Annotated in this window: 24 protein-coding genes; 12 read left to right on the top strand and 12 right to left on the bottom strand. The window is 62.9% G+C overall.

The genetic code is table 11. The features are described 5' to 3' along the window. Complete coding sequence (locus tag SJY18_RS00690) at nt 1-963, top strand: glycosyltransferase family 2 protein (protein ID WP_396668068.1); 963 nt, start codon at nt 1-3, stop codon at nt 961-963. A 4-nt stretch (nt 964-967) separates the two neighbouring features. Here SJY18_RS00690 and SJY18_RS00685 read toward each other — a convergent pair whose 3' ends face one another. Further along, complete coding sequence (locus SJY18_RS00685; RefSeq protein WP_396668863.1) at nt 968-2,875, bottom strand: ABC transporter ATP-binding protein; 1,908 nt, start codon at nt 2,873-2,875, stop codon at nt 968-970. A gap of 84 nt (nt 2,876-2,959) precedes the next feature. Here SJY18_RS00685 and SJY18_RS00680 point away from each other — a divergent pair, with 84 nt between their 5' ends. Both SJY18_RS00680 and SJY18_RS00675 read left to right on the top strand, forming a co-directional pair. Then, complete coding sequence (locus SJY18_RS00680) at nt 2,960-3,157, top strand: hypothetical protein (RefSeq protein WP_396668067.1); 198 nt, start codon at nt 2,960-2,962, stop codon at nt 3,155-3,157. Between the two features lie 119 nt (nt 3,158-3,276). Beyond that, entirely contained in the window at nt 3,277-4,785 is a 1,509-nt protein-coding gene (locus tag SJY18_RS00675) for an MDR family MFS transporter (protein ID WP_396668066.1), read from the top strand. A 304-nt stretch (nt 4,786-5,089) separates the two neighbouring features. On the opposite strand, the gene SJY18_RS00670 is transcribed toward SJY18_RS00675, so the two are convergent. Together SJY18_RS00670 and SJY18_RS00665 are read right to left on the bottom strand one after the other, a co-directional pair. Then, nucleotides 5,090-6,199 (bottom strand): acyl-CoA desaturase, encoded by a 1,110-nt coding sequence (locus tag SJY18_RS00670; RefSeq protein WP_337338282.1) that lies wholly within the window; start codon nt 6,197-6,199, stop codon nt 5,090-5,092. A 381-nt stretch (nt 6,200-6,580) separates the two neighbouring features. Beyond that, nucleotides 6,581-7,033, bottom strand: a complete 453-nt coding sequence (locus SJY18_RS00665; protein ID WP_396668065.1) for an Hsp20/alpha crystallin family protein — start codon at nt 7,031-7,033, stop codon at nt 6,581-6,583. Nucleotides 7,034-7,219: 186 nt separating this feature from the next. Here SJY18_RS00665 and SJY18_RS00660 point away from each other — a divergent pair, with 186 nt between their 5' ends. The 4 genes from SJY18_RS00660 to SJY18_RS00645 are packed head-to-tail and all read left to right on the top strand — an operon-like array spanning nt 7,220 to nt 10,041. Then, entirely contained in the window at nt 7,220-7,516 is a 297-nt protein-coding gene (locus SJY18_RS00660) for a hypothetical protein (protein ID WP_337338284.1), read from the top strand. Between the two features lie 17 nt (nt 7,517-7,533). Next, nucleotides 7,534-8,967, top strand: a complete 1,434-nt coding sequence (locus SJY18_RS00655; RefSeq protein WP_337338285.1) for an MFS transporter — start codon at nt 7,534-7,536, stop codon at nt 8,965-8,967. Nucleotides 8,968-9,019: 52 nt separating this feature from the next. After that, on the top strand, nt 9,020-9,361 hold the full coding sequence (locus SJY18_RS00650; RefSeq protein WP_337338286.1) for a metalloregulator ArsR/SmtB family transcription factor: 342 nt from the start codon (nt 9,020-9,022) through the stop codon (nt 9,359-9,361). After that, nucleotides 9,358-10,041 (top strand): cation transporter, encoded by a 684-nt coding sequence (locus SJY18_RS00645; protein ID WP_337338287.1) that lies wholly within the window; start codon nt 9,358-9,360, stop codon nt 10,039-10,041. The genes SJY18_RS00650 and SJY18_RS00645 overlap by 4 nt, the downstream gene beginning before the upstream one ends. 22 nt (nt 10,042-10,063) lie before the next feature. Here SJY18_RS00645 and SJY18_RS00640 read toward each other — a convergent pair whose 3' ends face one another. After that, nucleotides 10,064-10,771, bottom strand: a complete 708-nt coding sequence (locus tag SJY18_RS00640) for a spermidine synthase (RefSeq protein WP_337338288.1) — start codon at nt 10,769-10,771, stop codon at nt 10,064-10,066. Between the two features lie 40 nt (nt 10,772-10,811). After that, entirely contained in the window at nt 10,812-12,323 is a 1,512-nt protein-coding gene (gene putP / locus SJY18_RS00635) for a sodium/proline symporter PutP (protein ID WP_396668064.1), read from the bottom strand. A gap of 128 nt (nt 12,324-12,451) precedes the next feature. On the opposite strand from putP, the gene SJY18_RS00630 reads away from it, so the two are divergent. Then, the gene (locus SJY18_RS00630; RefSeq protein WP_396668063.1) at nt 12,452-13,267 is read left to right on the top strand and encodes an MOSC domain-containing protein; all 816 of its coding nucleotides are present in this window, start codon (nt 12,452-12,454) and stop codon (nt 13,265-13,267) included. A gap of 72 nt (nt 13,268-13,339) precedes the next feature. Beyond that, nucleotides 13,340-13,690, top strand: a complete 351-nt coding sequence (locus tag SJY18_RS00625; RefSeq protein ID WP_396668062.1) for a LysR family transcriptional regulator — start codon at nt 13,340-13,342, stop codon at nt 13,688-13,690. Between the two features lie 144 nt (nt 13,691-13,834). Here the strand turns inward: SJY18_RS00625 and abc-f are convergent, their stop codons facing one another. Both abc-f and SJY18_RS00615 read right to left on the bottom strand, forming a co-directional pair. Then, nucleotides 13,835-15,496, bottom strand: a complete 1,662-nt coding sequence (abc-f, locus tag SJY18_RS00620) for a ribosomal protection-like ABC-F family protein (RefSeq protein ID WP_396668061.1) — start codon at nt 15,494-15,496, stop codon at nt 13,835-13,837. Between the two features lie 128 nt (nt 15,497-15,624). Then, a complete protein-coding gene (locus tag SJY18_RS00615) occupies nt 15,625-16,701 on the bottom strand; it encodes an alkene reductase (RefSeq protein WP_396668060.1) in 1,077 nt (358 codons plus the stop codon). Nucleotides 16,702-16,858: 157 nt separating this feature from the next. Here SJY18_RS00615 and SJY18_RS00610 point away from each other — a divergent pair, with 157 nt between their 5' ends. Continuing rightward, nucleotides 16,859-18,391, top strand: a complete 1,533-nt coding sequence (locus SJY18_RS00610; protein WP_396668059.1) for a DUF222 domain-containing protein — start codon at nt 16,859-16,861, stop codon at nt 18,389-18,391. Here SJY18_RS00610 and SJY18_RS00605 read toward each other — a convergent pair whose 3' ends face one another. Then, a complete protein-coding gene (locus SJY18_RS00605; protein ID WP_337338296.1) occupies nt 18,392-19,063 on the bottom strand; it encodes an alpha/beta hydrolase in 672 nt (223 codons plus the stop codon). Between the two features lie 198 nt (nt 19,064-19,261). Between SJY18_RS00605 and SJY18_RS00600 the strand changes: the two genes are divergently transcribed. After that, nucleotides 19,262-19,714 (top strand): hypothetical protein, encoded by a 453-nt coding sequence (locus SJY18_RS00600; RefSeq protein ID WP_396668058.1) that lies wholly within the window; start codon nt 19,262-19,264, stop codon nt 19,712-19,714. 124 nt (nt 19,715-19,838) lie between these two features. Further along, nucleotides 19,839-20,786, top strand: coding sequence for a class II glutamine amidotransferase (locus tag SJY18_RS00595; protein WP_396668862.1), 948 nt, complete (start codon nt 19,839-19,841; stop codon nt 20,784-20,786). Between the two features lie 159 nt (nt 20,787-20,945). Here SJY18_RS00595 and SJY18_RS00590 read toward each other — a convergent pair whose 3' ends face one another. The 4 genes from SJY18_RS00590 to SJY18_RS00575 form a co-directional block, all read right to left on the bottom strand. After that, nucleotides 20,946-21,302 carry a hypothetical protein gene (locus tag SJY18_RS00590; protein ID WP_396668057.1) on the bottom strand — a complete coding sequence of 119 codons (357 nt, stop codon included), beginning with the start codon at nt 21,300-21,302 and terminating at the stop codon, nt 20,946-20,948. 144 nt (nt 21,303-21,446) lie between these two features. Then, on the bottom strand, nt 21,447-21,866 hold the full coding sequence (locus SJY18_RS00585) for a type II toxin-antitoxin system VapC family toxin (RefSeq protein WP_396668056.1): 420 nt from the start codon (nt 21,864-21,866) through the stop codon (nt 21,447-21,449). Beyond that, a complete protein-coding gene (locus tag SJY18_RS00580) occupies nt 21,863-22,144 on the bottom strand; it encodes a type II toxin-antitoxin system Phd/YefM family antitoxin (RefSeq protein ID WP_396668055.1) in 282 nt (93 codons plus the stop codon). The genes SJY18_RS00585 and SJY18_RS00580 overlap by 4 nt, the downstream gene beginning before the upstream one ends. A 54-nt stretch (nt 22,145-22,198) precedes the next feature. Further along, nucleotides 22,199-22,651 (bottom strand): hypothetical protein, encoded by a 453-nt coding sequence (locus tag SJY18_RS00575; RefSeq protein ID WP_396668054.1) that lies wholly within the window; start codon nt 22,649-22,651, stop codon nt 22,199-22,201. Between the last annotated feature and the right edge of the window lie 3 nt (nt 22,652-22,654).

Below are 22,654 nucleotides of genomic sequence, written 5' to 3'. Positions count from 1 at the left end.
GTGGCTGAGAACGCCACCGTCACGATCATCGTGCCAGCATTCAACGTCGATCCATACGTTGCTGACGCACTGCGCTCGTTGCAAACGCAATCGCTTCCGTCGTGGAGAGCGATTCTGATCGACGATTGCTCAGAAGACGACACCGCCGAGATACTCGACAGGTTCGCCGCAGTCGACTCACGATTTCGCGTCGTGCGCCATGGCGCTCGACGCGGCCTAGGCGCCTCAAGGAACACCGGACTCGACCTGGTCGACACACCGCTTGTTGGTTTTCTCGACGCAGACGACATCTTGAGACCGGCTGCCCTGGAACGCTTGACTACCACACTGACCGAGACGGGGAGCGACTTCATCGCCGGTGCCTATGTTCGCCTGCGCCCAGACGCACAGGGCACGTACGAGTCCGGTGAGGTGCAACCATGGGTTCTCGCCGCGACCGATCCCGCGCGGCGTGCAGTGACGCTGGAAGATCACCCCGCCGCATCGGGAAACGTGGTCGCGTGGTCCAAGATCAGCCGCATCGATTTCTGGCGCCGGCACCGGTTTCGTTTTCCCGAGGGCAAGGCGTATGAAGACCAGATCATCGCCCAGCTGATGTACACGAAAGCTCGTGCTTTCGACGTGATCACCGAGGTGGTCGTGGAGTGGCGCGAGCGCGCCAACGGTTCGTCGATCACGCAGCACAAAGCGGAGCTCCCGGTGCTGCTGGACTATTTGGAGGCGCTGCGAGGGGGGCTGAGCGTTCTCGACGCAGCGGGCGCCCGATCAGCCGCGGCCGCACGCGTGCCGCTGATGCTGATGCTCGATCTGCCGCCGCTGGTTGAGATCGCGATCGAGCACCCGGTGGAGCGGTATCGCAATGAGGTGGGTGCGTTCGCTCGCGAACTCACCCGTCGCGCCGACGCACCCTCAAAGCTGTCGGACCCTGCCGCGCGCGCACTTGCCCGGGCGTCAGGTTGGTGAGCCGCTAGCCACCCTCAACTCCACGATCAGCTTCAGCTTCGGCTTTCAAGATTCGGGATGCTGCCATCTGCTCCGCCGCGAGGTCGGCGTAGAGACCGCCCGCGGCAAGCAATGACGCGTGAGTACCGGATTCCACAATGCGTCCAGCTTCGACGACATGAATGATGTCGGCGCCGATGACTGTTGAGAGTCGATGTGCGATAGACAGTGTCGTGCGGCCTCGGGCTGCAGCATCCAGCGCCTCTTGAACGACACGCTCCGAGACCGTGTCGAGAGCCGAAGTCGCCTCGTCGAGCAGCAGCACCGGCGGATCTTTCAACAGAACCCTGGCAATCGCAATACGCTGCTTCTCGCCGCCTGACAGCCGGTACCCACGCTCGCCGACAATGGTGTCGTAGCCGTGCTCGAAACCCGCAATCACCTGATGGATGTTCGCCGCTCGGCAGGCTTGTTCTAGCTCAGCATCCGTCGCGTCGGGCTTCGCGTAGCGAAGATTCTCACGGATTGATGCGTGAAACAGGTACGTCTCCTGCGAGACGATGCCGACGTGGTCGATGATCGCTTCCTGGGTCAGATGGCGCACATCTGCACCGGCGAATCGCACCTCACCACCCGAGGCCTCGTACATACGCGGGGTGAGGTAGAGCACGGTGGTCTTGCCAGCCCCGGACGGTCCCACAAAAGCCACGTGCTGCCCGGGCTCGGCGGTGAAGGACACGCGGTCGAGGGTGGGGCGAGAGTCGGGCGCAGCATCCGGGTAGCGAAAAGTCACATCTCGAAACTCGACCCGACCGAGAGCGTCGCTGGCGCTATCGACGCCGACGGCATCGGGGGCATCTTTGATAGTCGGCACGAGGTCGAGATACTCGAAGATGCGCGCGAACAGAGCGCCCGACGTCTGCAGGTCGAGTGCAACACGCATGAGCCCCATCAGCGGCATCAGCAGGCGCGCTTGCACTGTCGTGAACGCAACGATCGTTCCCGCCGTGATCGTGTCGGCAGTGCCAGCGATGAGGTAACCCGAGACGAGGTAGATCACCGCGGGCACGCTGGCCATCAGCACCTGCACCACCGCGAAGAAACCCTGGCCGCTCATAGCCTGACGCACCTGCAGACGCACCTGGTTCACGTTCTCGGCACCGTAGCGCGCAGACTCGGCACGCTGCCGGTTGAAGGACTTCGACAGCATGATGCCTGAGACGCTCAGCGTCTCTTGCGTGATCGCGGTGAGCTCAGACAGCGACTCCTGCGTTTCGCCCGCGATGCGAGCGCGCACCTGACCGACTCGGCGCTGCACGATCACGAGAATGGGCATCATGATCACGGCGATGATGGTCAACCGCCAATCAATGATGATCATGGCGATCAGCGATGCGATGACCGTGACGGTGTTTCCTAGCACGCTGGTCACGGTGTTCGTGAGCACACCCGAGACGCCGCCGACGTCGTTCTGCAGGCGCGACTGAATCACTCCGGTCTTCGTTCGGGTGAAAAAACCCAGTTCCATCGCTTGCAGATGCTCGAACAGCCGTATCCGCAAGTCGCCAGTGACGCGGTTGCCGACCGTGGCTGTAAGCCATGTCTGTATCACTCCCACGCCGGCTGACAGGAGGTAGAGCCCGATGGTGGCGAGCACCAGTTCCCACAGCAGCGTCAGATCGGGGGCAGAGCCATCGACGGGAAAAAGCGCGTCGTCGAAAATTCGCTGCACCAACAGGGGCGGGACGACTGCGAGGCTCGCTCCCACGATCACGAGAATCGCGGTGCAGATAATGCTCGGCCGGTAGGGGCGAAAAAGTACCACGATTCGACGACCCAAGTGGGGAATGCGTGGAGCTTCCGCGTTCTGCTTGCGCTGCGCTGCGGTGTCAGGCGGGCGAAAGCTGGGACGCCCTCCGCCCCCACCACGCATCATGCTCACGCCGAAAAGCCTATGCGACCCACCTCACTCCGGCTCCGCCTCCCATTCGAGGCGTGACGCGACTAGGCTCAGACCATGACTTCGACACCCGATGCGTCCGCGCCAGACGGCGCCGATCTGACCGAACTTCGCAAAGAAATCGACGAGCTCAAGGCGATCCCCGAAGAGGAACTCGTCAATCCCACGCCCGCCAGTCTCACGGACCGCGAGCCCACGCCGCACGCAACCGACGCGATCGGTTCAGAAGACTGGGACGCGAACACAGAGGGTTAGGGCCTCGTCTGAGATTTGTCTCCCTCACGGGAATGCGGCGTGCTCAACCGCCGTTAGGCTGAGAGCTTGCCGATTCTCTGCGGCATGCTTCGCCTTGCCTGATTTCGAGGAGACCACCGATGGCGGCCATGGACACCACGCCCGACACTGGCAGCGTCAGAACAGCTGAATCGGCTCTCACTGCCGAGCAAGCACGAGTCATCTGGTTGCTGCTCGGTGCGGCTTTCGTTGCGATCCTCAATGAAACCACGATGGGCGTCGCGATTCCCGACCTCATCACAACTCTGGGCATCACCGCACTGGCGGCGCAGTGGCTCACCACCTCGTTCATGCTCACGATGGCGGTCGTGATTCCGATCACCGGCTTCCTCATCCGGCGCTACAGCACCCGCCCGATGTTCATCGCCGCCATGTCGTTGTTCTCGCTCGGGACGCTGATCGCGTTTCTTGCTCCCGGCTTCGAGATGCTGCTGGTCGCGCGCGTTGTTCAGGCGTCTGGCACCGCCATCATGATGCCGTTGCTGATGACCACCCTGATGACCGTGGTTCCAGCGCAGTCCCGTGGGCGCATGATGGGGCGCGTGAGCATTGTCATTGCGCTTGCACCGGCGATCGGCCCCAGCCTCTCGGGCCTCATCATCCAGACGGCCGGCTGGCGCTGGATCTTCGGCATGATCCTGCCTATTGCGCTCGTCGCGCTAGTGGTCGGAGCAATGTGGATTCGCAACATCGGAGAGAAGTCACACGCGCGCATCGACATTCCATCCGTGATTCTGTCGGCGTTCGGCTTCGGTGGCGTCGTGTACGGACTGAGCCTCATCGGCGGCGGCAGTCATGACACGAGCGCTGCAGCGCTCGCAACCAATGCCGAGATCGACCGGTCACTGACGATCTCACTCGTCGTCGGAGTGGTTTCGCTCGCACTGTTCGCATGGCGCCAGATCCGTCTGCAAGCTACCGACTCCGCGCTGCTCGATCTTCGCGTCTTCAAGAGCACCAATTTCTCGCTATCGATCGCCCAGATGATGTTGATGTCGATGGTGTTCTTCGGTGCAATCACCCTGCTACCCCTTTACCTACAGCAAGTTCTACTCCTCGAGCCGCTTGATGCGGGCCTCATTCTTCTGCCCGGCGCATTGGCGATGGGCTTCGCCGGCCCGGTCATTGGGCGCATCTACGACCGATGGGGCACACGCGTGCTGATCGTGCCCGGGTCGATCCTCACCAGCGGCATGCTCTGGGCGAGTACGACCTACGACGAGAACACTGCCGTCTGGGTGGTAGTCGCGGTGCAGACGCTTCTTTCTGTTGGCCTTGCCCTCTCATTCACGCCACTGTTCACCGCATCGCTCGCGTCGGTTCGACCGAGGTTCTATTCGTACGGCAGCGCCATCGTCAGCACCGCTCAACAGGTTGCCGGAGCAGCCGGTATTGCGTTGATGATCGGCATCATGTCGTCGGTGAGCGCCATGCAGACGCACTCGGGCACTGCCGCGGTCACCGCTGAAGCCGCGGGCATTCACGCCGCCTACCTCGTCGGCGCGATCATCTCGCTGCTCACCATCGTCGGCGCGTTCTTCATTCGCAAGCCTGCCGACGACCTCGACGCTGCGCCAGTTGCTCACTGACGCAGCGACGTCGACACAGACAAATACAGCTCTGCCCCCCGCTGTCTCAGCGGGGGGCAGAGCTGTATTTCGTGCCTTAGTTGGTGCCGCAGGCGCTTCCACCGCAGCATCCACCCGCGGATTCTGCGGGGGCGAGAAGGTTCTTCTCGTCGTCAACGGGCTTGAGGGCAACGGTCTCTGGCTGTGAAGTCATGGCTCCATAGTACGACCATCGGCCAAGCGCGGGGCCGCCGCAACACCATGCGCGTGCAAACGACAAACGCCCGCAGAATGATCTGCGGGCGTCGTCGAACTTGCGTCGTGGCTAGACACGACGCATGTCAGAAACCATGGGGCAGTCGAAGGGGTCGCGTGCTGCGAGTCCGACGCGGTTGAGGTAGTCGATGACGATCGCGTACGAACGCCAGAGCGTGGTCTCGGTATACGGAACGTCGAGTGTTTCGCACTGCTCACGTACGATTTCGCGAGCCTTCGCGAGGTGCAGGCGCGACATGCTCGGAAAGAGGTGGTGCTCGACCTGGTAGTTGAGGCCGCCCATGAGCCAGGTGGCCCACCATCCGCCGCTGACATTGCGCGAGGTGCGAACCTGCTTGCTGAAGAAGTCGAGTCGAGCGTCGGGCGCGATGATCGGCATTCCCTTGTGGTTCGGTGCGAATGCCGCGCCCATGTAGACGCCGAAGACCGCGAGCTGAACGCCCATGAACGCAAAGGCCATGCCGAGCGGCAGCAGCAGAAAAACCGGCACGATGACGATCGCGAGGCGCGTGAGAATCAACGTGATTTCGAGCGCACGGCCTTTGACCTTGCCCTTGGTGAAGAACAGGTGCTTCAGACCGAGGTAGTGCAGGTTGATGCCCTCGAGCGTCAACAGTGGAAAGAACAACCAGCCCTGCTTGCGAGTGATCAGGCGGACGAATCCGCGTGACTGAGCCGCGTCCTCTTCGAGGAATGAGATCGTGTCGACCTCGATGTCGGGGTCTTTGCCCACCCGGTTGGGGTTGGCGTGGTGACGGCTGTGCTTGGCATCCCACCACGACAAACTCATGCCCACGAACCCTGCCGCGAGAACACGGGCGAGGCGGTCATTGGCGCGGCCGCTGGTGAGGATCTGCTTGTGCGCTGCCTCGTGTCCGAGGAAGGCGAACTGGGTGACGATGATGCCGAGTGCGGCCGCCATCAGCAGCTGAAACCAGCTTTCGCCGAGCAGAATGAACCCGGTGATGACGCCGCCAAGGGCAAGAACCAGCACGGTCGCGACAGTGCCGTAAAACCACGGGGTGCGTGCGAGCAGACCGGTCTCTTTCGCGACCTGCGAGATGTTCGTGTACGCACGGGCCACAGGGGGGAACGTGGTCGCACTCGCGTACGTCTGCCTGATTGGCCCGAGAGTGGATGCTGGTGCAACGGATGCCATCGCGGCTCCTCTGGTCGGCAGCGGCGACCCTGGAGCCAAAGCTGGTTGGGGCGGCCCGAAAGAGCCGTTGCGGCGAGCCTACGCGGGGGGTGATGCCGCAAGAGGCATGTCCTTGGCGATCTCACCTCGATTGCCGAGCGGGGCAGCCCATGCGATCACCAGCGCTCAATCACTCCGTTGCGGATCAACTCCGCGCCGAGCTGTTCCTCGAACGCATCAACGTCGTCATAAAAGGGGTCATCAAGTCTCTCTTCATTCATGAGAGCTCCGTTGCCGATACGTTGCCGTTGCCCTGGATCCGACCAAGGGCGACAGCCGCCTATGGGAAAGGGCGCCGTTGCGGGACGGAAGATTCGACCGCCCCGCAGCGGCGCATGATCGCTACTGTTCGACGGCTTGTGACGCGTCAGACTCGTGCGCCTGAAGGGCTGCGACCGAATCTGCTGTCGCGACAGCGATGCGGCGCGGCTTGGCTTTCTCGCTGACCGGGATCGTCACCGACAGCACCCCATTGTCATAGGACGCACTGATCTGCTCGGTGTCGACGCCTTGGCCGAGGTTGAGTTGGCGTACAAAAGTCGCCGCCTCACGCTCTCGAGTGATCCACTTCACATCATCGCCCGATGCGAGAGTCCGTTCAGCGCGGATTGTCAGCAATTGACCGTCGACGTCGATGTCAACCGAGCCGGGATCGATTCCGGGCAGATCCGCGGCGAGCACATAGTGGTCGCCGTCGCGGTAGAGGTCCATCGGCATGCGCCGCGGTCCACCGCGCGACTCGAGAAGGGTCGACGCAATACGGTCGAGGTCACGGAACGGGTCGTAGTTTGCCATAGTCATCTCCTTTTCTCTTCGCTCGAACGATGCGCTCGAGCGCCGATTCAAAGTTGAGCCCACATGACTCAACTGCTCAAATATTAGCACTCTCGGCAGTCGAGTGCCAGAAATTCGCCGTCAAAACATTGGCCCCCAACCCTGCCCGAAACAGACGCACGACGCTCCCCCAGCTACCGTGGGGGAATGACCTCCGACCGCGCCACCCGCCGCATTGAACTGACGATGCACAAGCCGTGGTTTGCGCTCTATGGCGGAATTCGCCCGACGCTCATCATCGAAGGCAGAGGCCAACCCGTGCAGTGGGGCGTGGGCACATGGCAGCTCGCCGCCGACGAGTCGGTGACGCTGGGCGTGTTTCTGTTCAACCGAATGTGGCGATTTGGCGAAGCTCAGTTCACGCTCGCACCCGAGGACCCCGCGAAGCTGATCTACGAAGCGCCGATCTGGCCTTTCACACGCGGACGCATGCGGTTGGGCTAGCTCGCTACCGTTAAGTGATGTCGACACCGACCAGCGCGATCCGAGTGCCCATACGGTTGGGGGCGCGCGGGGTTGTGTCGATGACAGGGCTCGTCGTCGCAACGCTCGGGGCAACTCTGCCGCAGGCGATGACTGCCCCGGTGCTTGGAATTACGGCAGATGCTTTCGGTGTGACCACGGGGGACGCCACCTGGGCTCTCACAATCACATTGGTTGTCGCCGTCGCCACCACACCGGTCATCGGGCGAATGGGAGACGCCTACGGCGCTCGACGGACGCTGCTGATGGTACTGCCGCTGGTAGCACTCGGCCTGTTCATCACGGCGATCGCGCCCACCCTCGGGTGGCTTATCGCCGGCCGCGCCATTCTTGGGGTCGGCGGGGGCGTGTTTCCACTGGCCATCGCCGCTGTGCCACGACTCGTACCGGAACACAACCGCGCGGGCGCTGTAGGTCTGGTCACCGCGATGTTCGCCACCGGGATCGGGTTCGGCGTGCTGGTATCGGGGCTGCTGGTCGATCACATCGGCATCCGCGCCACTGCCTGGGTGCCGTTTGCAATCGTCGTGGCGAGCTGGGTTGTTCTCGCTTCCGCTCTCCCCCACATTCCCCGCCGCCGCAACGTCCACGTGGAGCTGCGAGCAGCACTGTCGCTTGCAGTTGGCGTGATCGCCGTTCTTCTCGCCTTCACCGAGGCACCACGCTGGCCCTCGCCGTGGTGGTGGATCATCGCACTTGTTCTCATCGCGACCGTTGCGCTTTGCTACTGGTTCTTTCGCGAGCGCGTGAGCCCCGATCCTCTCCTCGGCGCTCCCACTCTGCGTCTGCGCGGAGTGTGGGCCACGCAACTGACCGCATTCTTGCTCGGCGCAGCCCTGCTCGGCATCTACGTTCTCATTCCGGCGTTCGCCGAGGCGCCCTCTGGCGACGAAGCAGGACTCTCTGCGTCAGTGACGCTCGCTGCATTGCTTCTGTTGCCGGCGACGATCGCCATGCTCGTGGTCGGTCCGCTGTCGGGTGTGCTGCGTCGATGGATCGGCACACGCGCGCCCGTCATTCTGGGAGCAGCCACGGCCGCCGCCGGTGCGCTCGTGATGATTATCGCGCCGCGCGAACTCATCACCCTGCTGCTGGGTACCGTTCTGCTCGGCGCGGGTATCGCGGCGGCGTCTGCCGGGCTCGTGAACGTGCTGATCGACCACGTCGATGAGCAGCACGTCGGTGCGGCCACGGGCCTGACTGTCGTCGCTCGGCAACTCGGAGGTGCGGTCGGCGCATCGATGATCGCGGCGCTGATAGCCATTCAGTCGTCCGAGCCGGATGGCGATGTATACGCGGCGGCGTTCAGCGCTATCACGGCGATCACGGTGCTCGCGGTTCTCTCGGCGCTATTGATTCCGAGCGGCACGACTTCAACGCTGCGGCGAGTACGCAGCCGACTCGCACGTTGAACAGCCCCATAGATACAGCGTTTCCTTAATTCATGGTTTGCTGTATTCTCAAATGGTGCTCGCCACCACCGCCTCCGTGACCCACACCGCCGCTCTCGCAAGGCTCGGCTTTGCACTCTCGGATGCGACCCGAGTGGGCATTCTGCTTGCGCTTCGCGCAGGCTCGGCGTACCCCTCTGACCTGGCCGACTCGCTCGACGTCTCACGACAGGTGATGTCGAATCAACTGGCGTGTTTGCGCGGGTGTGGCCTCGTCACGGCTACGCCAGACGGTCGACGCACGCAATACCGTCTCGCAGACGCTCATCTCGCACCAGCACTCGACGAACTACTGCAAGTGGTATTGCACGTCGAACCGGGCTGCTGCTCCACTGACGTCTGCACCTGCTCATGACCGCGGCCACCGGAACGCTCTCGGCTCAGCGCAAAGCAACCCTGCAACGACGAATCCGCTGGATCGTGTCGGCGACTATCGTCTACAACCTGATCGAGGCTGTCATCGCGTTGACAGCGGGCAACCTTGCGAACTCGGCCGCCCTAGTGGCGTTCGGACTCGACTCAACAATCGAGGTGCTGTCGGCCGCAGCGGTCGCATGGCAATTCACGCGGCGAGATCCAGAGCGTTGGGAGCGAGGAACACTGCGGGTCATCGCCGTCGCCTTCTTCGCACTCGCCGCGTATGTCACCGCCAGTTCGCTGTTCGCGTTGATCACCCGCGTTGACGTCGAACACAGCTCGACCGGCATCGCGATCGCCGCGCTCAGCGTGGTGATCATGCCGTTCTTGTCGTTTGCAGAACGTCGCGCCGGTCGCGAGCTGGGGTCGGCGAGCGCGGTTGCCGACTCGAAGCAGACGCTGATCTGCACATACCTGTCGGCCGCGGTCTTGGTCGGGCTACTGCTGAACTCGGTGTTGGGCTGGTGGTGGGCCGACGCGATTGCCGGTCTCGTGATCGCCGCATTCGCGCTACGCGAGGGCATCGAAGCGTGGCGTGGTGACGCGTGCGCGACATCTGTAGGGATGCTACTTGAGGACGAGCACGACGATGATCGCCACGATCACGATCACCACTGAGCACTCACACCGTGCGATCTAGCTAGCGGCGACTTCTTCCCACGTACACGGTGTTAGATGACATCCCTTCAGTCACGGGGTTCGCAAAGTCCACGACATGCGCAGCCGTGTCGTCGAAAACCTGATCGAGCTGAACCATGAAGTCCGCGTCTGGCGGGTCGTCTGACCAAAGCGCGAACACGCCTCTCGATGCGAGATGCCGGTCAAGTGCGCGCAAGCCCTCCGCCTGGTAGAGGTCGGCGTGCGTCGAGTCGAGCTGATGGCGCGGGGAGTGATCGACGTCGAGCAAGATTGCATTCCACGCCCTCTGGTCATCACCCGGAGCGTTGCGCATGACCTCGAAGAAATCGTCGCAGACCAGCGTGGTGCGCGGATCGTCCACAAGCTCGGCCGAAACTGGCAACAGCTTGCGCTCATGCCAGCCGATCACGGTATCGAGACGATCGATCACGGCGAGCGCACCCACCCGACTGTCACGCAATGCCGCTACCGCGGTGTAGCCAAGACCAAGCCCGCCTACCAGCACGTTGAGGTCGTCGCCACCCACGACGGCGAGTCCGAGATCTGCGAGCGCGATCTCAGCGACAGTGAACAGACTCGACATCAAGTACTCTTCCCCGAGCTTTACCTCATAGATCTCGTGCCCCGCCGCAGGCTCCCACCGACGCCGCAGGGTGAGATCCCCCATCGGCGTCGGTTGCCAATCAAGTTCTTCGAACCGAGTGATCACGTGATTCCTTCTCGAGCGTGGCTTGCGTTCGAACGCAGCACTACTTCGCCTCCGGCAGCACGACAGTGCCCGTGCGCACACTTTCAACCGCGGTGTCGAACTCGCTCGAGATATCGTCGCTTGCGGTGTACGTGAATCGGCTGACTACGAAAGCCACGACGAGATTGAGCACAAAGCCAGGCACGATCTCATACATCACGCCCGAAAGCGCATCGATGTTGCCCCAGATCACCACGGTGATCGCTCCCGTGAGCATTCCGGCAATTGCTCCGGCACTCGTCAGCTTGCGCCAAAACAGCGATAGCAGCACAATCGGACCGAATGCGGCCCCGAAGCCCGCCCATGCGTAGGCAACGAGGTCGAGGATCGACGAATTTGGGTCCCATGCGAGAATCACGGCGATCACCGAGACGATCAGCACGCCCGTGCGACCGAGGATGACCTGTGCTTTGGGGGTCGCCTGCTTCTTAGCCACGATCTTGTAGAGATCCTCGACGAGTGCAGACGACGAGACGATGAGTTGCGACGAAATTGTGCTCATGATCGCGGCGAGCACTGCTGCGAGCACGAACCCTGCGATCAGGGGGTGGAAGAAGATCTGCGCGAGCTCAAGAAACACGCGCTCGGGGTTTTCGAGCGTGAGTTCAGGATGCTGCTGAAAATACGCGATTCCCACCAGCGCCGAAGCCATCGCGCCGAGAACTGAGAGAACCATCCAGCTGATCCCGATGCGCCGACCCGCGACGGCATCGCCGGGCGAGCGCAGGGCCATGAAACGCACCAGGATGTGGGGCTGGCCGAAGTACCCGAGCCCCCACGCCGCAGCGGAGATCGCCGCGAGAACTGTGCCGCCAGCGAAGAGGCTGAACATGTCAACTTCGGTACTCACCGCCCGAATGGACTCGATCGTGTTGGAGACTCCACCCGTCTGGGTGAGCCCGATGATCGGCACGGCAATAAGCGCACAGAAGATCATGATGCCCTGCACGACGTCGGTGTAAGTCGCTCCGATAAAGCCACCGAAGAGCGTGTACAGAACTGTCACGCCGCCCACAATCAGCATCCCGATCCAATACTCAGAGCCAAAGGCGCTCTGGAAGAACACGCCGCCGGCCACCATTCCAGATGAGACATAGAACGTGAAAAACACGAGGATGATGACGCCCGCCACCACTCGCAGTACTCGCGACTTGTCGCGGAGGCGGTTTTCGAAGAAGCTCGGCACGGTGATGGAGTTCTTCGAAACCTCGGTGTATGCACGAAGCCGGGGAGCCACGAACTTCCAATTGAGCCACGCTCCGATGGTGAGACCGATCGCGATCCAGCCTTGAAAGAGCCCGCCGATGTAGAAAGCGCCCGGAAGCCCGAGCAAAAGCCATCCCGACATGTCTGAAGCGCCAGCGCTGAGCGCGGCGACGCCGGGACTGAGTTTTCGTCCCGCGAGCATATAGTCATCGAGATCGCTCGTGCGCTTGTACGCCCACCAGCCGATGCCGAGCATCGCAGCCATGTAGATGACCATTGCGATCACTTGAAAGACCTCGTCGTCCACGCTCGCCCCTCTCAGTCGCGCGAGGTCTCGGGATCTCGGCAAACCGCTGTGGCGGGAACAAGAAACTCTCGCGGTCCGAGGCTAGCGCACAACGACGCCAGAAGGCAGGGCTGCGATAGCGTGCACTCGTGAAGGTAACCAGACTGCGCGTGTATCCCGTCAAGTCACTAGCGGGTCTCGATGTCGACACTGCTGAAGTGCGCCCGTGGGGTCTTGAGAGAGATCGACGGTGGGCGGTTGTCGCCCCTGACGGAACCCCCGTAACCGCGCGAGAGGCAAACCACTTGCTGTCGTTGCGCGCGACGACGCTCGACAGTGGTGGAGTGCGTATAGAGAGCGTTGCCGAGTCGTTGCACGTCGATGTGCCGGTCCACGCTGAGCCGGTCGCTGTCGGCCATGCCGGCCAGGGGACGGCGTTGCCAGCTGCAGCTGGCGCCAACGCATGGCTGAGCACGCAGTTGTCTCGGCCGGTGCGGTTGGTGTGGCAACCTGACCCGACGCGACGTGCTCTAGACCCCGACGAGGGCGGGCTGGTCGGCGATCACGTCTCCCTCGCTGACGTGGCTCCGCTGCTGCTCACCAGTGAATCATCGCTGGCTCAACTCGACGCGTGGACCGCCGACGAGATTCCCCCGCTCGACATGGTGCGGTTTCGGCCCAACATCGTGATCGACGGCGACCCAGTGACGCCTTTCGCCGAGGACTCCTGGTCGAGCATCCAACTCGGCGACGTGCGTTTTCGCGTGCTTGGTCCATGCGATCGATGCGTGATGACGACAATCGACCCCGCCACGCTCGAGCGGGGAAAAGAACCCATCCGCACCCTCGCCAAACATCGCCGCTGGGATGGCAAGACCTGGTTCGGCATCTGGCTTGTTCCCGATCTGAGCGAGTCTGCCCCGTCTGAGATGATTGCTGTCAACGACGAGTGCATCGCCCGCTGATGTGCCACGCAACCCGCAGGCTCGCGGAGCGATCTCACCGGTCATCCATTCACCCAACATGAGAGCTGATCTGTGAATCCCACGCATCTCACACGTTTCCTCACGATCGTCGAGCACGATCTGCACGTTCCGCGCGCGGCCGCATCCCTCGACATCCCGCTCGCATCGCTCTATACGACCATCGACAAACTCGAGGCCGAGACCGGGCAGCCCCTGTTCTCGCGTGCGAAGGCGGGCTGGACGCTCACTCCTGCGGGAGTTCTGCTGCGCGAAGACGCTCAACGCTTGATCGACGAATCACCGCCCGAGGTCGAGAAGCCGAAGGTTCCCGCGGGCGGCAAAGCCAAGGCGTCGAAGGGAAAGGGTCGTGCGCCGTCTGTGAAGGGCCAGCCGAAGCCGTTTAAGAAGCGCCAAGGGCGCTGATCCCACTGTGGAATGAGCGCCCCTGACGTCGAAGGACGGCTCAGTACTTGTAGAAGCCTTCGCCGCTGGCGACTCCGAACTTGCCCTTGTCGAGAAACTCGGTTTTCAGAATCTCGGCGAACTTGATGCTGCTCGCCATGAGCGTCATCGTTCGGTGACAGTGCCCGCTTCAACCCGCCAATGACGATCAGTCTTCACAGTGGCGAGCATTCGCCGATCATGAGTGACGAGCAACAGTGTGCCGTCATAGGAGTCGAGCGCCTGCTCAAGCTGCTCGATCGCTGGCAGATCGAGGTGGTTCGTCGGCTCATCGAGCACGAGCACGTTGACGCCGCGAGCCTGCAGCAGCGCGAGCCCTGCACGGGTGCGCTCCCCCGGCGAGAGCTCATCGACCGGGCGATTCACGTGATCGGCTTTGAGCCCGAACTTGGCTAGCAGGGTGCGCACTTCGCCCAATGCCATCTCAGGAGTCAGACCTGCGAACGCCGTAGCCAGCGCCTGCGAGCCGGCGAGAAGCGCACGCGCTTGATCGATCTGGCCGATCTGCACGTTAGCCCCCAGGCTGGCACTGCCTTCATCGGGCGGCTGCGTGCCCAGCAGGGCACGCAGCAGGGTCGATTTGCCGGCACCGTTCGGGCCGGTGATGCCAATGCGTTCACCAGCGTTGACCTGAAGTGAGACGGGTCCGAGTGTGAAAGCGCCTTGCCGGAACACCGCTTCGCTCAGCGTCGCGACCACAGAACTCGAACGTGGCGCGGATCCAATCGTGAATTCCAGCTGCCATTCTTTTCGAGGCTCCTCAACTTCGTCGAGGCGAGCAATGCGGCTTTCCATCTGGCGCACCTTCTGCGCTTGCTTCTCGCTCGACTCGGTCGCGGCCTTGCGGCGAATCTTGTCATTGTCAGGCGACTTTTTCATCGCGTTTCGCACACCTTGGCTCGACCACTCCCGTTGAGTACGAGCCCGACCCACCAGATCCGACTTCTTTTCGGCGAACTCGTCATACTTCTCTCTCGCTTGGCGCCGCAATGTGGCGCGCTCTTCGAGGTACGAGTCGTAGCCGCCGCCGAATACGCGGTTGGAGTTCTGCGCGAGGTCCAATTCCAGCACTCGGGTCACGCATCGAGCGAGAAACTCACGGTCATGGCTGACCAGCACGACGCCGCCGCGCAGACCTCGCACGAAAGCTTCGAGCCGTTCTAGCCCGTCGAGGTCGAGGTCGTTGGTGGGCTCATCGAGCAGAGCGATATCGAAGCGGCTCAGCAATAGAGCCGCTAAACCCACGCGAGCTGCTTGACCACCCGACAGCGAGGTCATAGGTTTCTGCTCAGGCGCGTCGCCGAGATCAAGTCCAAGTTCCGCGAGCACAACCGGCAGACGCTCATCGAGGTCAGCTGCGCCGCTCGCGAGCCAACGCTCAAGGGCTATCGAGTAGACGTCTGCGGGGTCAGTGCCCGGTGCTGCCAACGACTCGTCGCCGAGCGCAACAGCGGCAGCATCCATTTCTCTCGTGGCTTCGGCACAGCCCGTGCGACGCGCGACGTAGCCCGCGACGCTTTCTCCGATCACACGCTCGTGCTCTTGGGGCAGCCAGCCGACGAAGGCGTCAGCAGGTGCAAGCGAGATCGAACCCCCCTGCGGCTCGTCGATGCCCGCGAGCAGCCGCAACAAGGTGGACTTGCCCGCACCGTTGGCCCCGACTACTCCCACGACATCACCGGGCGCCACCGTCAATTCGAGGGCGTCGAACAGCGTGCGATGGCCATGGCCGCCGGCGAGGCCTTGGGCGACGAGTGTTGCGGTCATTGGTCGATCATTTCACCCGAGAGCGCCTCGTCGTGACGCCCGGCTGCCGGGGCGCAGCGACGCCGCGGCAGCCGCGGCGCAGGGGCGCTGCGGCGGGGGGCCTTGCCCGCGCGGCCATGCAACGCCACTCAGGCTGCGGGCAAACGCGGGTAGTCCGTGTATCCCTCGGCACCGGAGGCGTAGAAAGTGGCTGGGTTGGGCTCGTTCTCGGGGTGGCCGCCCTGCCAGCGCGCCACCAGATCGGGGTTGGCGATCGATGCACGACCTACGGCGACGGCGTCAGCTTCGCGACGCCGGATGAGTTCATTCGCTTCTTCTTTCGTGGTGAGCTTTCCGAAGCCGCTGTTTGCGATGAACACGCCGTCAAAGCGAGCGCGAAGTGCCTGAACGAAAGCTCCGGCGGGGTCTGCGTGCAACAGGCTCAAGTAGGCCAGACCCAACGGCGCAATGCCTTCCATAAGCGCCCCGTATGTGGCGCGCACATCGTCATCATCAGTCTCGAGCACTCCCTGAATGTTGTGAGCCGGTGATATGCGAATACCGACTCGTCCGGCCCCGATCGCCTCGGAGACCGCGGTGGCGACCTCGATCACGAATTTCGCGCGTGCCTCGGGAGAGCCCCCATACCCATCCGTGCGGCGATTTGAGTCAGGTGACAGAAACTGGTGCAGCAGATAGCCGTTCGCGCTGTGGAGCTCGACCCCATCCATCCCCGCGGCGATCGCACGCTTGGCAGCTGAAACGAACTCTTCGCGCACCTGCGCAAGCTCGTCGGTGGTGAGCGCATGCGGCACCGGGAACGGCTGCTTGCCGTCGGGAGTGCGAACGTCGCCGTCGATCGCGATAGCGCTCGCAGAGACGATTCGGTCGGTGCTGGTGATGTCGGTGTGCGACACACGTCCACTGTGCATCAGCTGCATCACGATGAGTCCATCCTGCGCGTGCACTGCGTCGGCAACGGCGCGCCACCCTTCGACCTGATCGTCGGTGACGATGCCGGGTTGGCCCATGTATGCGCGCGACTCTGCGCTCGGGAACACGCCCTCGCTGATGATCATGCCGTGGCTCGCTCGTTGAGCGTAGTGCTCAGCGACGATCACCCCTGGCACTGCGTCGACTCCCGAGCGCAGGCGTGTCAAGGGCGCCATGACAACGCGGTTTGCAAGGTCAAGGTCACCGACGGTGAGAGGGGAGAACAGATCCACAGATGAGGTCCTTTCAGCGAAAATCGGCGCGGACAGATGCGCGCCGACTAAGGGGCAAACAGTATGCGGGCGTGGCCTATTCCTTTTCTGGATGCTGCGCGGCCGCGAGCGGCGACTGCGCACCTGCAATGTCTGAACCCCCTGCCACAATTAGAACATGCATTCGAACGGAGTCATCGGTTTCACCGACGCGGATTCGGCCGAGCTCGTCGAACTCGTGGCTCAGGTCGAGCAGACTCAACGCGCGATAGCTGCCGCGCAAGCTGCCCAGACGCGTGCGCTTGCGCGAGCCGGCAACCTTGCGCGCAAGCAGTGCGCACGCGCGAGCACGAAGGTGCGTGATCATGACATGGCGCTGCGCGCGATCGCCGCCGAAGTTGCCGGCGTGATGCACACCAGCGACCGCTCAGTGCAACGCCAGATCGGCGACGCCATCGAACTGGTCGAAGACTACCCAGAGACGCTCGGCGCGTGGGGTGATGGCGTGATCACGAGAGCGCACGTGCGCGTGATCGCCGACACTGGCACGGTGCTGCCTCCCGAACAACGGGCAGCGTTCGAAGCTTCGGCCTTGAAGACGTGCGAAGGTGAAACCGCCGGGCGCGTGCGGGCTCACCTCGAACTGCTGGCAGAGCAGCTGCATCCGCGTACGCTTGCCGAGCGACACCACGATGCGCGCGAGAACCGCAAAGTGCGCGTCCTGCCACTCGCCGACGGCATGTCAGATCTGTGCGCGACGCTGCCAACGCTCCTCGCCGACGCGATCTACGATCGGGTGACGCAGCAAGCACGTTGCATCGTCGATGAACGTGCGCTGGCAGCGGCGGAGCTTCGAGAAGCAGCAGCGACCGAGCGTCGAGAAGCAACGACCGGGGCCGCAAGCGCCGCAACCCATGGAAGCGATGACGCAGCGGCGCGGGAGTTGATAGCTACTGACACGCGCACGATAGACCAGGTGCGCTCGGACGTGCTTGCCGACATGCTGCTCACCGCATCACCCACAGCCGACCCGACGCGCACGGACGACCGACCAGGGACTCTAGGGACGATACGCGCGAAGGTGCAGGTCGTGGTGCCCGCGCTCACGCTGCTCGGGTCGGACGCCAACCCCGCCGATCTCGTCGGACGCTCCCCCATCGACCCCGAAACCGCTCGTCACCTCGCGAGCGCAACACGTTCACCGTGGGAGCGAGTGCTGACGCATCCGGTGACAGGCGTAGTTCTTCATGTCGACACGTACAACCGCACCACCGCAATCGATCGCTTTTTGCGAGCGCGCGATCAGCACTGTCGCTTTCCGGGATGCCGCATGCCTGCAGTGCGCTGCGAAGTTGACCACACGCTTGACCACGCACTCGGCGGCAAGACTGACGTGAAGAATCTGGCACACCTATGCCAGCGGCACCACAGCATGAAGCAGTTCACCGCTTGGTGTGTGAAGCAATTGGGCGACGGAGTGCTCGAGTGGATTTCACCCCTGGGACGAAGTTATATCGAAGACCCGCCCACTCTTGGGGTGCATTTTCGTCCGTCGCTCGACACCGAGACTGAACCGGACGCACCAGGCGAAGACCCACCCGATATCGCGGGGGCCCATCGTTGGTGGCCAGTTGGCGACTCGCCCGACAACTTGCCCGACAACTCGCCGGGCACCGCACCCGACAGTTCCGCTGGCAACGCGCCGTTCTGATCAGTCCCAGTCCAGGTAGTCCTCGATCGCCCACGACGTCGCACCGATGTGCGTCGCGGGGAACATGTGGTTGCCGCCTTCAACCGGCACGACGCTCACTCGGTCAGATGCAGACGCCTGCAATGCCTCACCGTTTGCCGGTGGCGTCAGCTCGTCGTCAACACCCTGAATGATCAGCACTGGCAGGCCCTCTGCCAGTGGCACCGGACCGCCCGCTGCTTCACGTGCATCTCGCTGCATCGCCGCAACTTCAGCGTCGTGCATACGCGCGGGGATTCCGGGAAAGTCGAGGGAGCTCGCGGTCTGGTCCGAGGACTCCACACCCATCAACAGCACACCGTTCACGCGGTCATGGTGATCCGCCGCCACCGAGCGTGCCACTGAGCCACCGAACGCGTGGCCGCCAACCCACGCATTCTCAACGGACAGGTGGTCCATGACGTCAATGACGTCTTGGGCGAGGTCAGACATCGTCACAGCGGCATCCATAGAAGGTCGACGCGAACCGACACGGATCACGCGGAAGTCTTCTTCGGCGACCGAATGCGCAAGTGTTCCCAGGTACGAGATGTTCAGGCCTTGGCCAGCAATCAATACAACAGCGGGCCCGTTGCCTTCGACGGCGTATGGAATCGCACGTCCCTCGGGTTCGAACGTCTGGGTTTCAGTCACAGCGCGGAGTCCTCTCGAAAGCGGTTTCATGCCGGTCGACCACGGCTAGGGATGAAGAAATTGACCAGATTTGATCCGCCGACATTCTCTCACAGCGCTCTCACCAGTCCCGCTGAACCCCAGCGCCAGTCGTGGTCAGCCACAACGGAGCACGTGACTGAGCGAGCCGTTCGAGAGCGGCTGGTAGTGTCGGCGCCCATGAGACGCCAGACCCTATTCCTGCCGACGATCGTCGTGAGTGCGTCGCTGCTCGCGTCGTGCGCTGGTAGTTCGGAGCCTACGCAGAAAACGGTGAGCTCAGACTCGACAAGCAGTAGCGGCGACACCTCGAGCACTGCGAAGTCGCAGGAGTTTCCCGATGTAGTCGACGCGACGCTTTCTGCGAGCGGTGACGAGTTCACGATCGCAGTCACGATCTCGTCGCCCTACGATACGCCGCAACGCTACGCGGATGGTTGGCGGGTGCTCTCCCCCGGCGGTGACGTGCTCGCCGAGCATCAGCTGGGACACGATCACGCGAATGAACAGCCGTTCACCCGCACTGGCGGCACGTTCGCGATTCCCGAAGGCGTCGACGAGGTGACCGTCGAGGGGCGAGACCAAGACAATGGCTACGGCGGCGCGACCGTGACGATCGAAGTGCCGCGCTGACTCTCTGACGCTCGCTCACCCAGGCGATCTCGGCGCAACCGCCACCGCCGCGGATTCGCCACCGCGGCCAGCACCGCCTCCGCGCAACGAGGGTAAGGTGGCGGGAGCCCAACGAAGGAGACGTATGTGCCGCGTGCTCGCCTACCTCGGCCCTGAGACACCACTGGAGAACCTCCTACTCAGGCCGCAGAACAGCCTGATCAACCAGGCACTCGACCCCGAACGGCACCCAGAGCTCCAGTTGGCCGGATGGGGATTCGGGATCTGGGGCGAGCACCTGCTGAAGCCAGAAGAACCCTTCATCTACCGCCGGCCCATGGCGGCCTTTTACGACGACAACGCCAGCCGGATCATCCCCAGCCTTCAGGCCAGCACGATGCTGGCGCACGTGCGGGCCGCGGCGTACGACTCGAAGGTCGTGATGGCCGACGAGAACTGCCACCCGTTCTCTTTCGAGCAGACCCCGTGGATCGTCGCCCAGAATGGCTACCTGCCCAACTGGCAGCTCCTGCAACGCGAACTGTTGCAGCACTGCGAGGATCGGTATCTCAAACAGTTGCGCGGGAACACCGACACCGAGTTCATCTACGTGCTACTCCTCTCGCTGCTCGAGGGTGACAGCAACGAGGACGTCCAACGAGCGATCGAGAAGCTCATCGAACTGATCGCCCAGGCTATGAAGGACCTCGACCTCGGCGCTCTGACCAAGCTGAAGATGGCCCTCGTGTCGGCAGACCGCATCATCGGTGTCAACGTCGGCCTCGGTCACCACGGTGAGGCCAATCCCGCCGGCGACTGGAAGGAGCTGCGGAAGTCAGCCCCCGACAGCGACGATTTCGCGCTCTCTATGCTCCTCGAGCCGATGTACCTACTGATGGGACGCAACTTCGACCACGACGCGACGACCTACGACTTTGAGGAGTGCGGCGAGGATGACGCGACCGGTGTCATACTCGCCTCCGAACCCTTGACCGAGGCTGACTATTGGTCGCAACTTGAGTTCGGCGAGATCGTCTTCCTCGAGAAACACGGCGAGCGCATCACCAGAACCATCAACACGCTGAACGTCTGAGCGCGCTAAGTGGGGCACCCATCGACTGACCGATGAAAGTCACGCCCTGCTGCACGCTCAGCGTGCGGCAACCGTCGAGCCCGGTCCTGGCTCGTGTCTGGTGACTCCCGATCCCCACTCAGGCCTTCTAGCCGCAGGTCGAGACGAGAGCTGCCCTATTCAGCTCCGCACAAGGTAGGTGCGAATGTGCACAATCTTTGCAGTTTTCGCGACCCCCGAGAATCGGAATACGTGACAAAAATCGACCCACCCCGATGCGGTGAGCATGCGGCCGTTGCACGATGAAGCTCTGCCGTGGTTGATTGCGGTGAAGACCTCGATCTCCCGCACATTCTCCGGGAGCAGAAGGGACGACTCCGCATCACCTTCGGGTTCCCCCACCACTTCCCAACGAGCGTCGTCAGCGAACAGTGGTCGCAGACTCTCGATGTTTCCTGCTGCCCAGTCCACCGAGAACTCACCAACGAGCGAGTTTCTCGGTGAGTTTCCGCAATCGTCAGGGACCGTGATCTTCATGGCGCCAAGCTACTAGCTCTGGCGACCCCACACACGACGTGCTCGACCGGCGAGAAGCTTCCAGGAATCGAAGGCTAAATGTTGTTCCTAGGCTCGATGGCGCTCACGCAAGCCTCCGCAACCTGATCGCGACGGCGTCCTCCATCATGACTCGTCAGCAAGGCTCGCCGCACCGGGAGCAATCACATCGAGGCCGACCGACACCGCCGCGTCAGCAAGCCGATGATCGTAGGTGAGGATCGCATCAACATCGAGGCGAATAGCCGCCTCGAGATGCAGAGCGTCGAGGGTACGCAGATACGGCATCGGCAGAAGGCCCGCAGACCGGTAGGTGGCTCTGTCGAGAGCGGCAAGCGACACTCCCTCGAGGATCGCGCTGACCTTTACCTGGTCACGGCCCTCTCGCACAGCCATGCGGCGCAACTCCGTCTCGAGCAGATCGCTTGAGACAAGCCTGGCGGGCGTGTGATCCAGCCAGTCCACCAGCACGTGCGTCTCAGCCTGTGCGATCAGGAGCGCTCCGAGCGCGGAGGTGTCGGCGTAGACGAGCGGGACGTCGGTCACGCTCGATCCTCACGCAACTCATCAATGATCCGCGCCATCGCACGGTCGCCGTCAGAAGGCTGAGGCGCAAGCGCCACCCAACCGCCGACACGCTTGGCGCGACGAATGATCGTCAACGCGGGAGCCGGAGCATCGAGCGGGACAATGCGACCGACCGGGACTCCGCGGTTGGTCAGGACGAAGGATTGCCCCTCACCGACCGCGCGCAGAACTCGTCCAGACTCGTTGCGCAGCTCGCGCTGCGACAGACTCTCGACGGGCGGCTCACTCGCGCTCATTTCACCAGCGTAGCACCCGCGCTACACCTTAAAGCGGGACTCCACCGGGTTGCGTTACGGATAGGTATCGTGACGCCGCTCGACACGGCCCAGCATTATTCGCGCGAGGACCGCAGTGAACACAGCCGCCACAACCGCGACACCGATGAATATGTACGAATAACCAGCACCGCCAGTCATTGCGGTCGCGACTCCAAAGGCTCCCCAGGGCAGCGCCGATCCGATGGTTGCGCCCGCGACACCAATATTGATCCGCGAGCTGCTCGCACGTGCGAGATCCCGATCGCGCGACGCGACGGCGAGAACCGCGACGAGAATCGCCATGAATCCTGTCCCGACGCCGCACACCGCACCGAGCACGATCCAGTATGCGAAGCCACCCCAACCAGACTGTGCTCGATAGTCGGCGTTACCGCCGAGGTAAACCGCCAGCCCACACAAGATACCGATGGCCGCGGAAGTAGCTATTGCCAACCCCAGCGTTGATCGGTAACGTCGCCAGATCACTCA

Source organism: Microbacterium sp. R86528 (genome assembly GCF_044596335.1).
Classification (GTDB): Bacteria; Actinomycetota; Actinomycetes; order Actinomycetales; family Microbacteriaceae; genus Microbacterium; species Microbacterium marmarense.
This window is presented reverse-complemented; position numbering and strand designations above follow the sequence as displayed.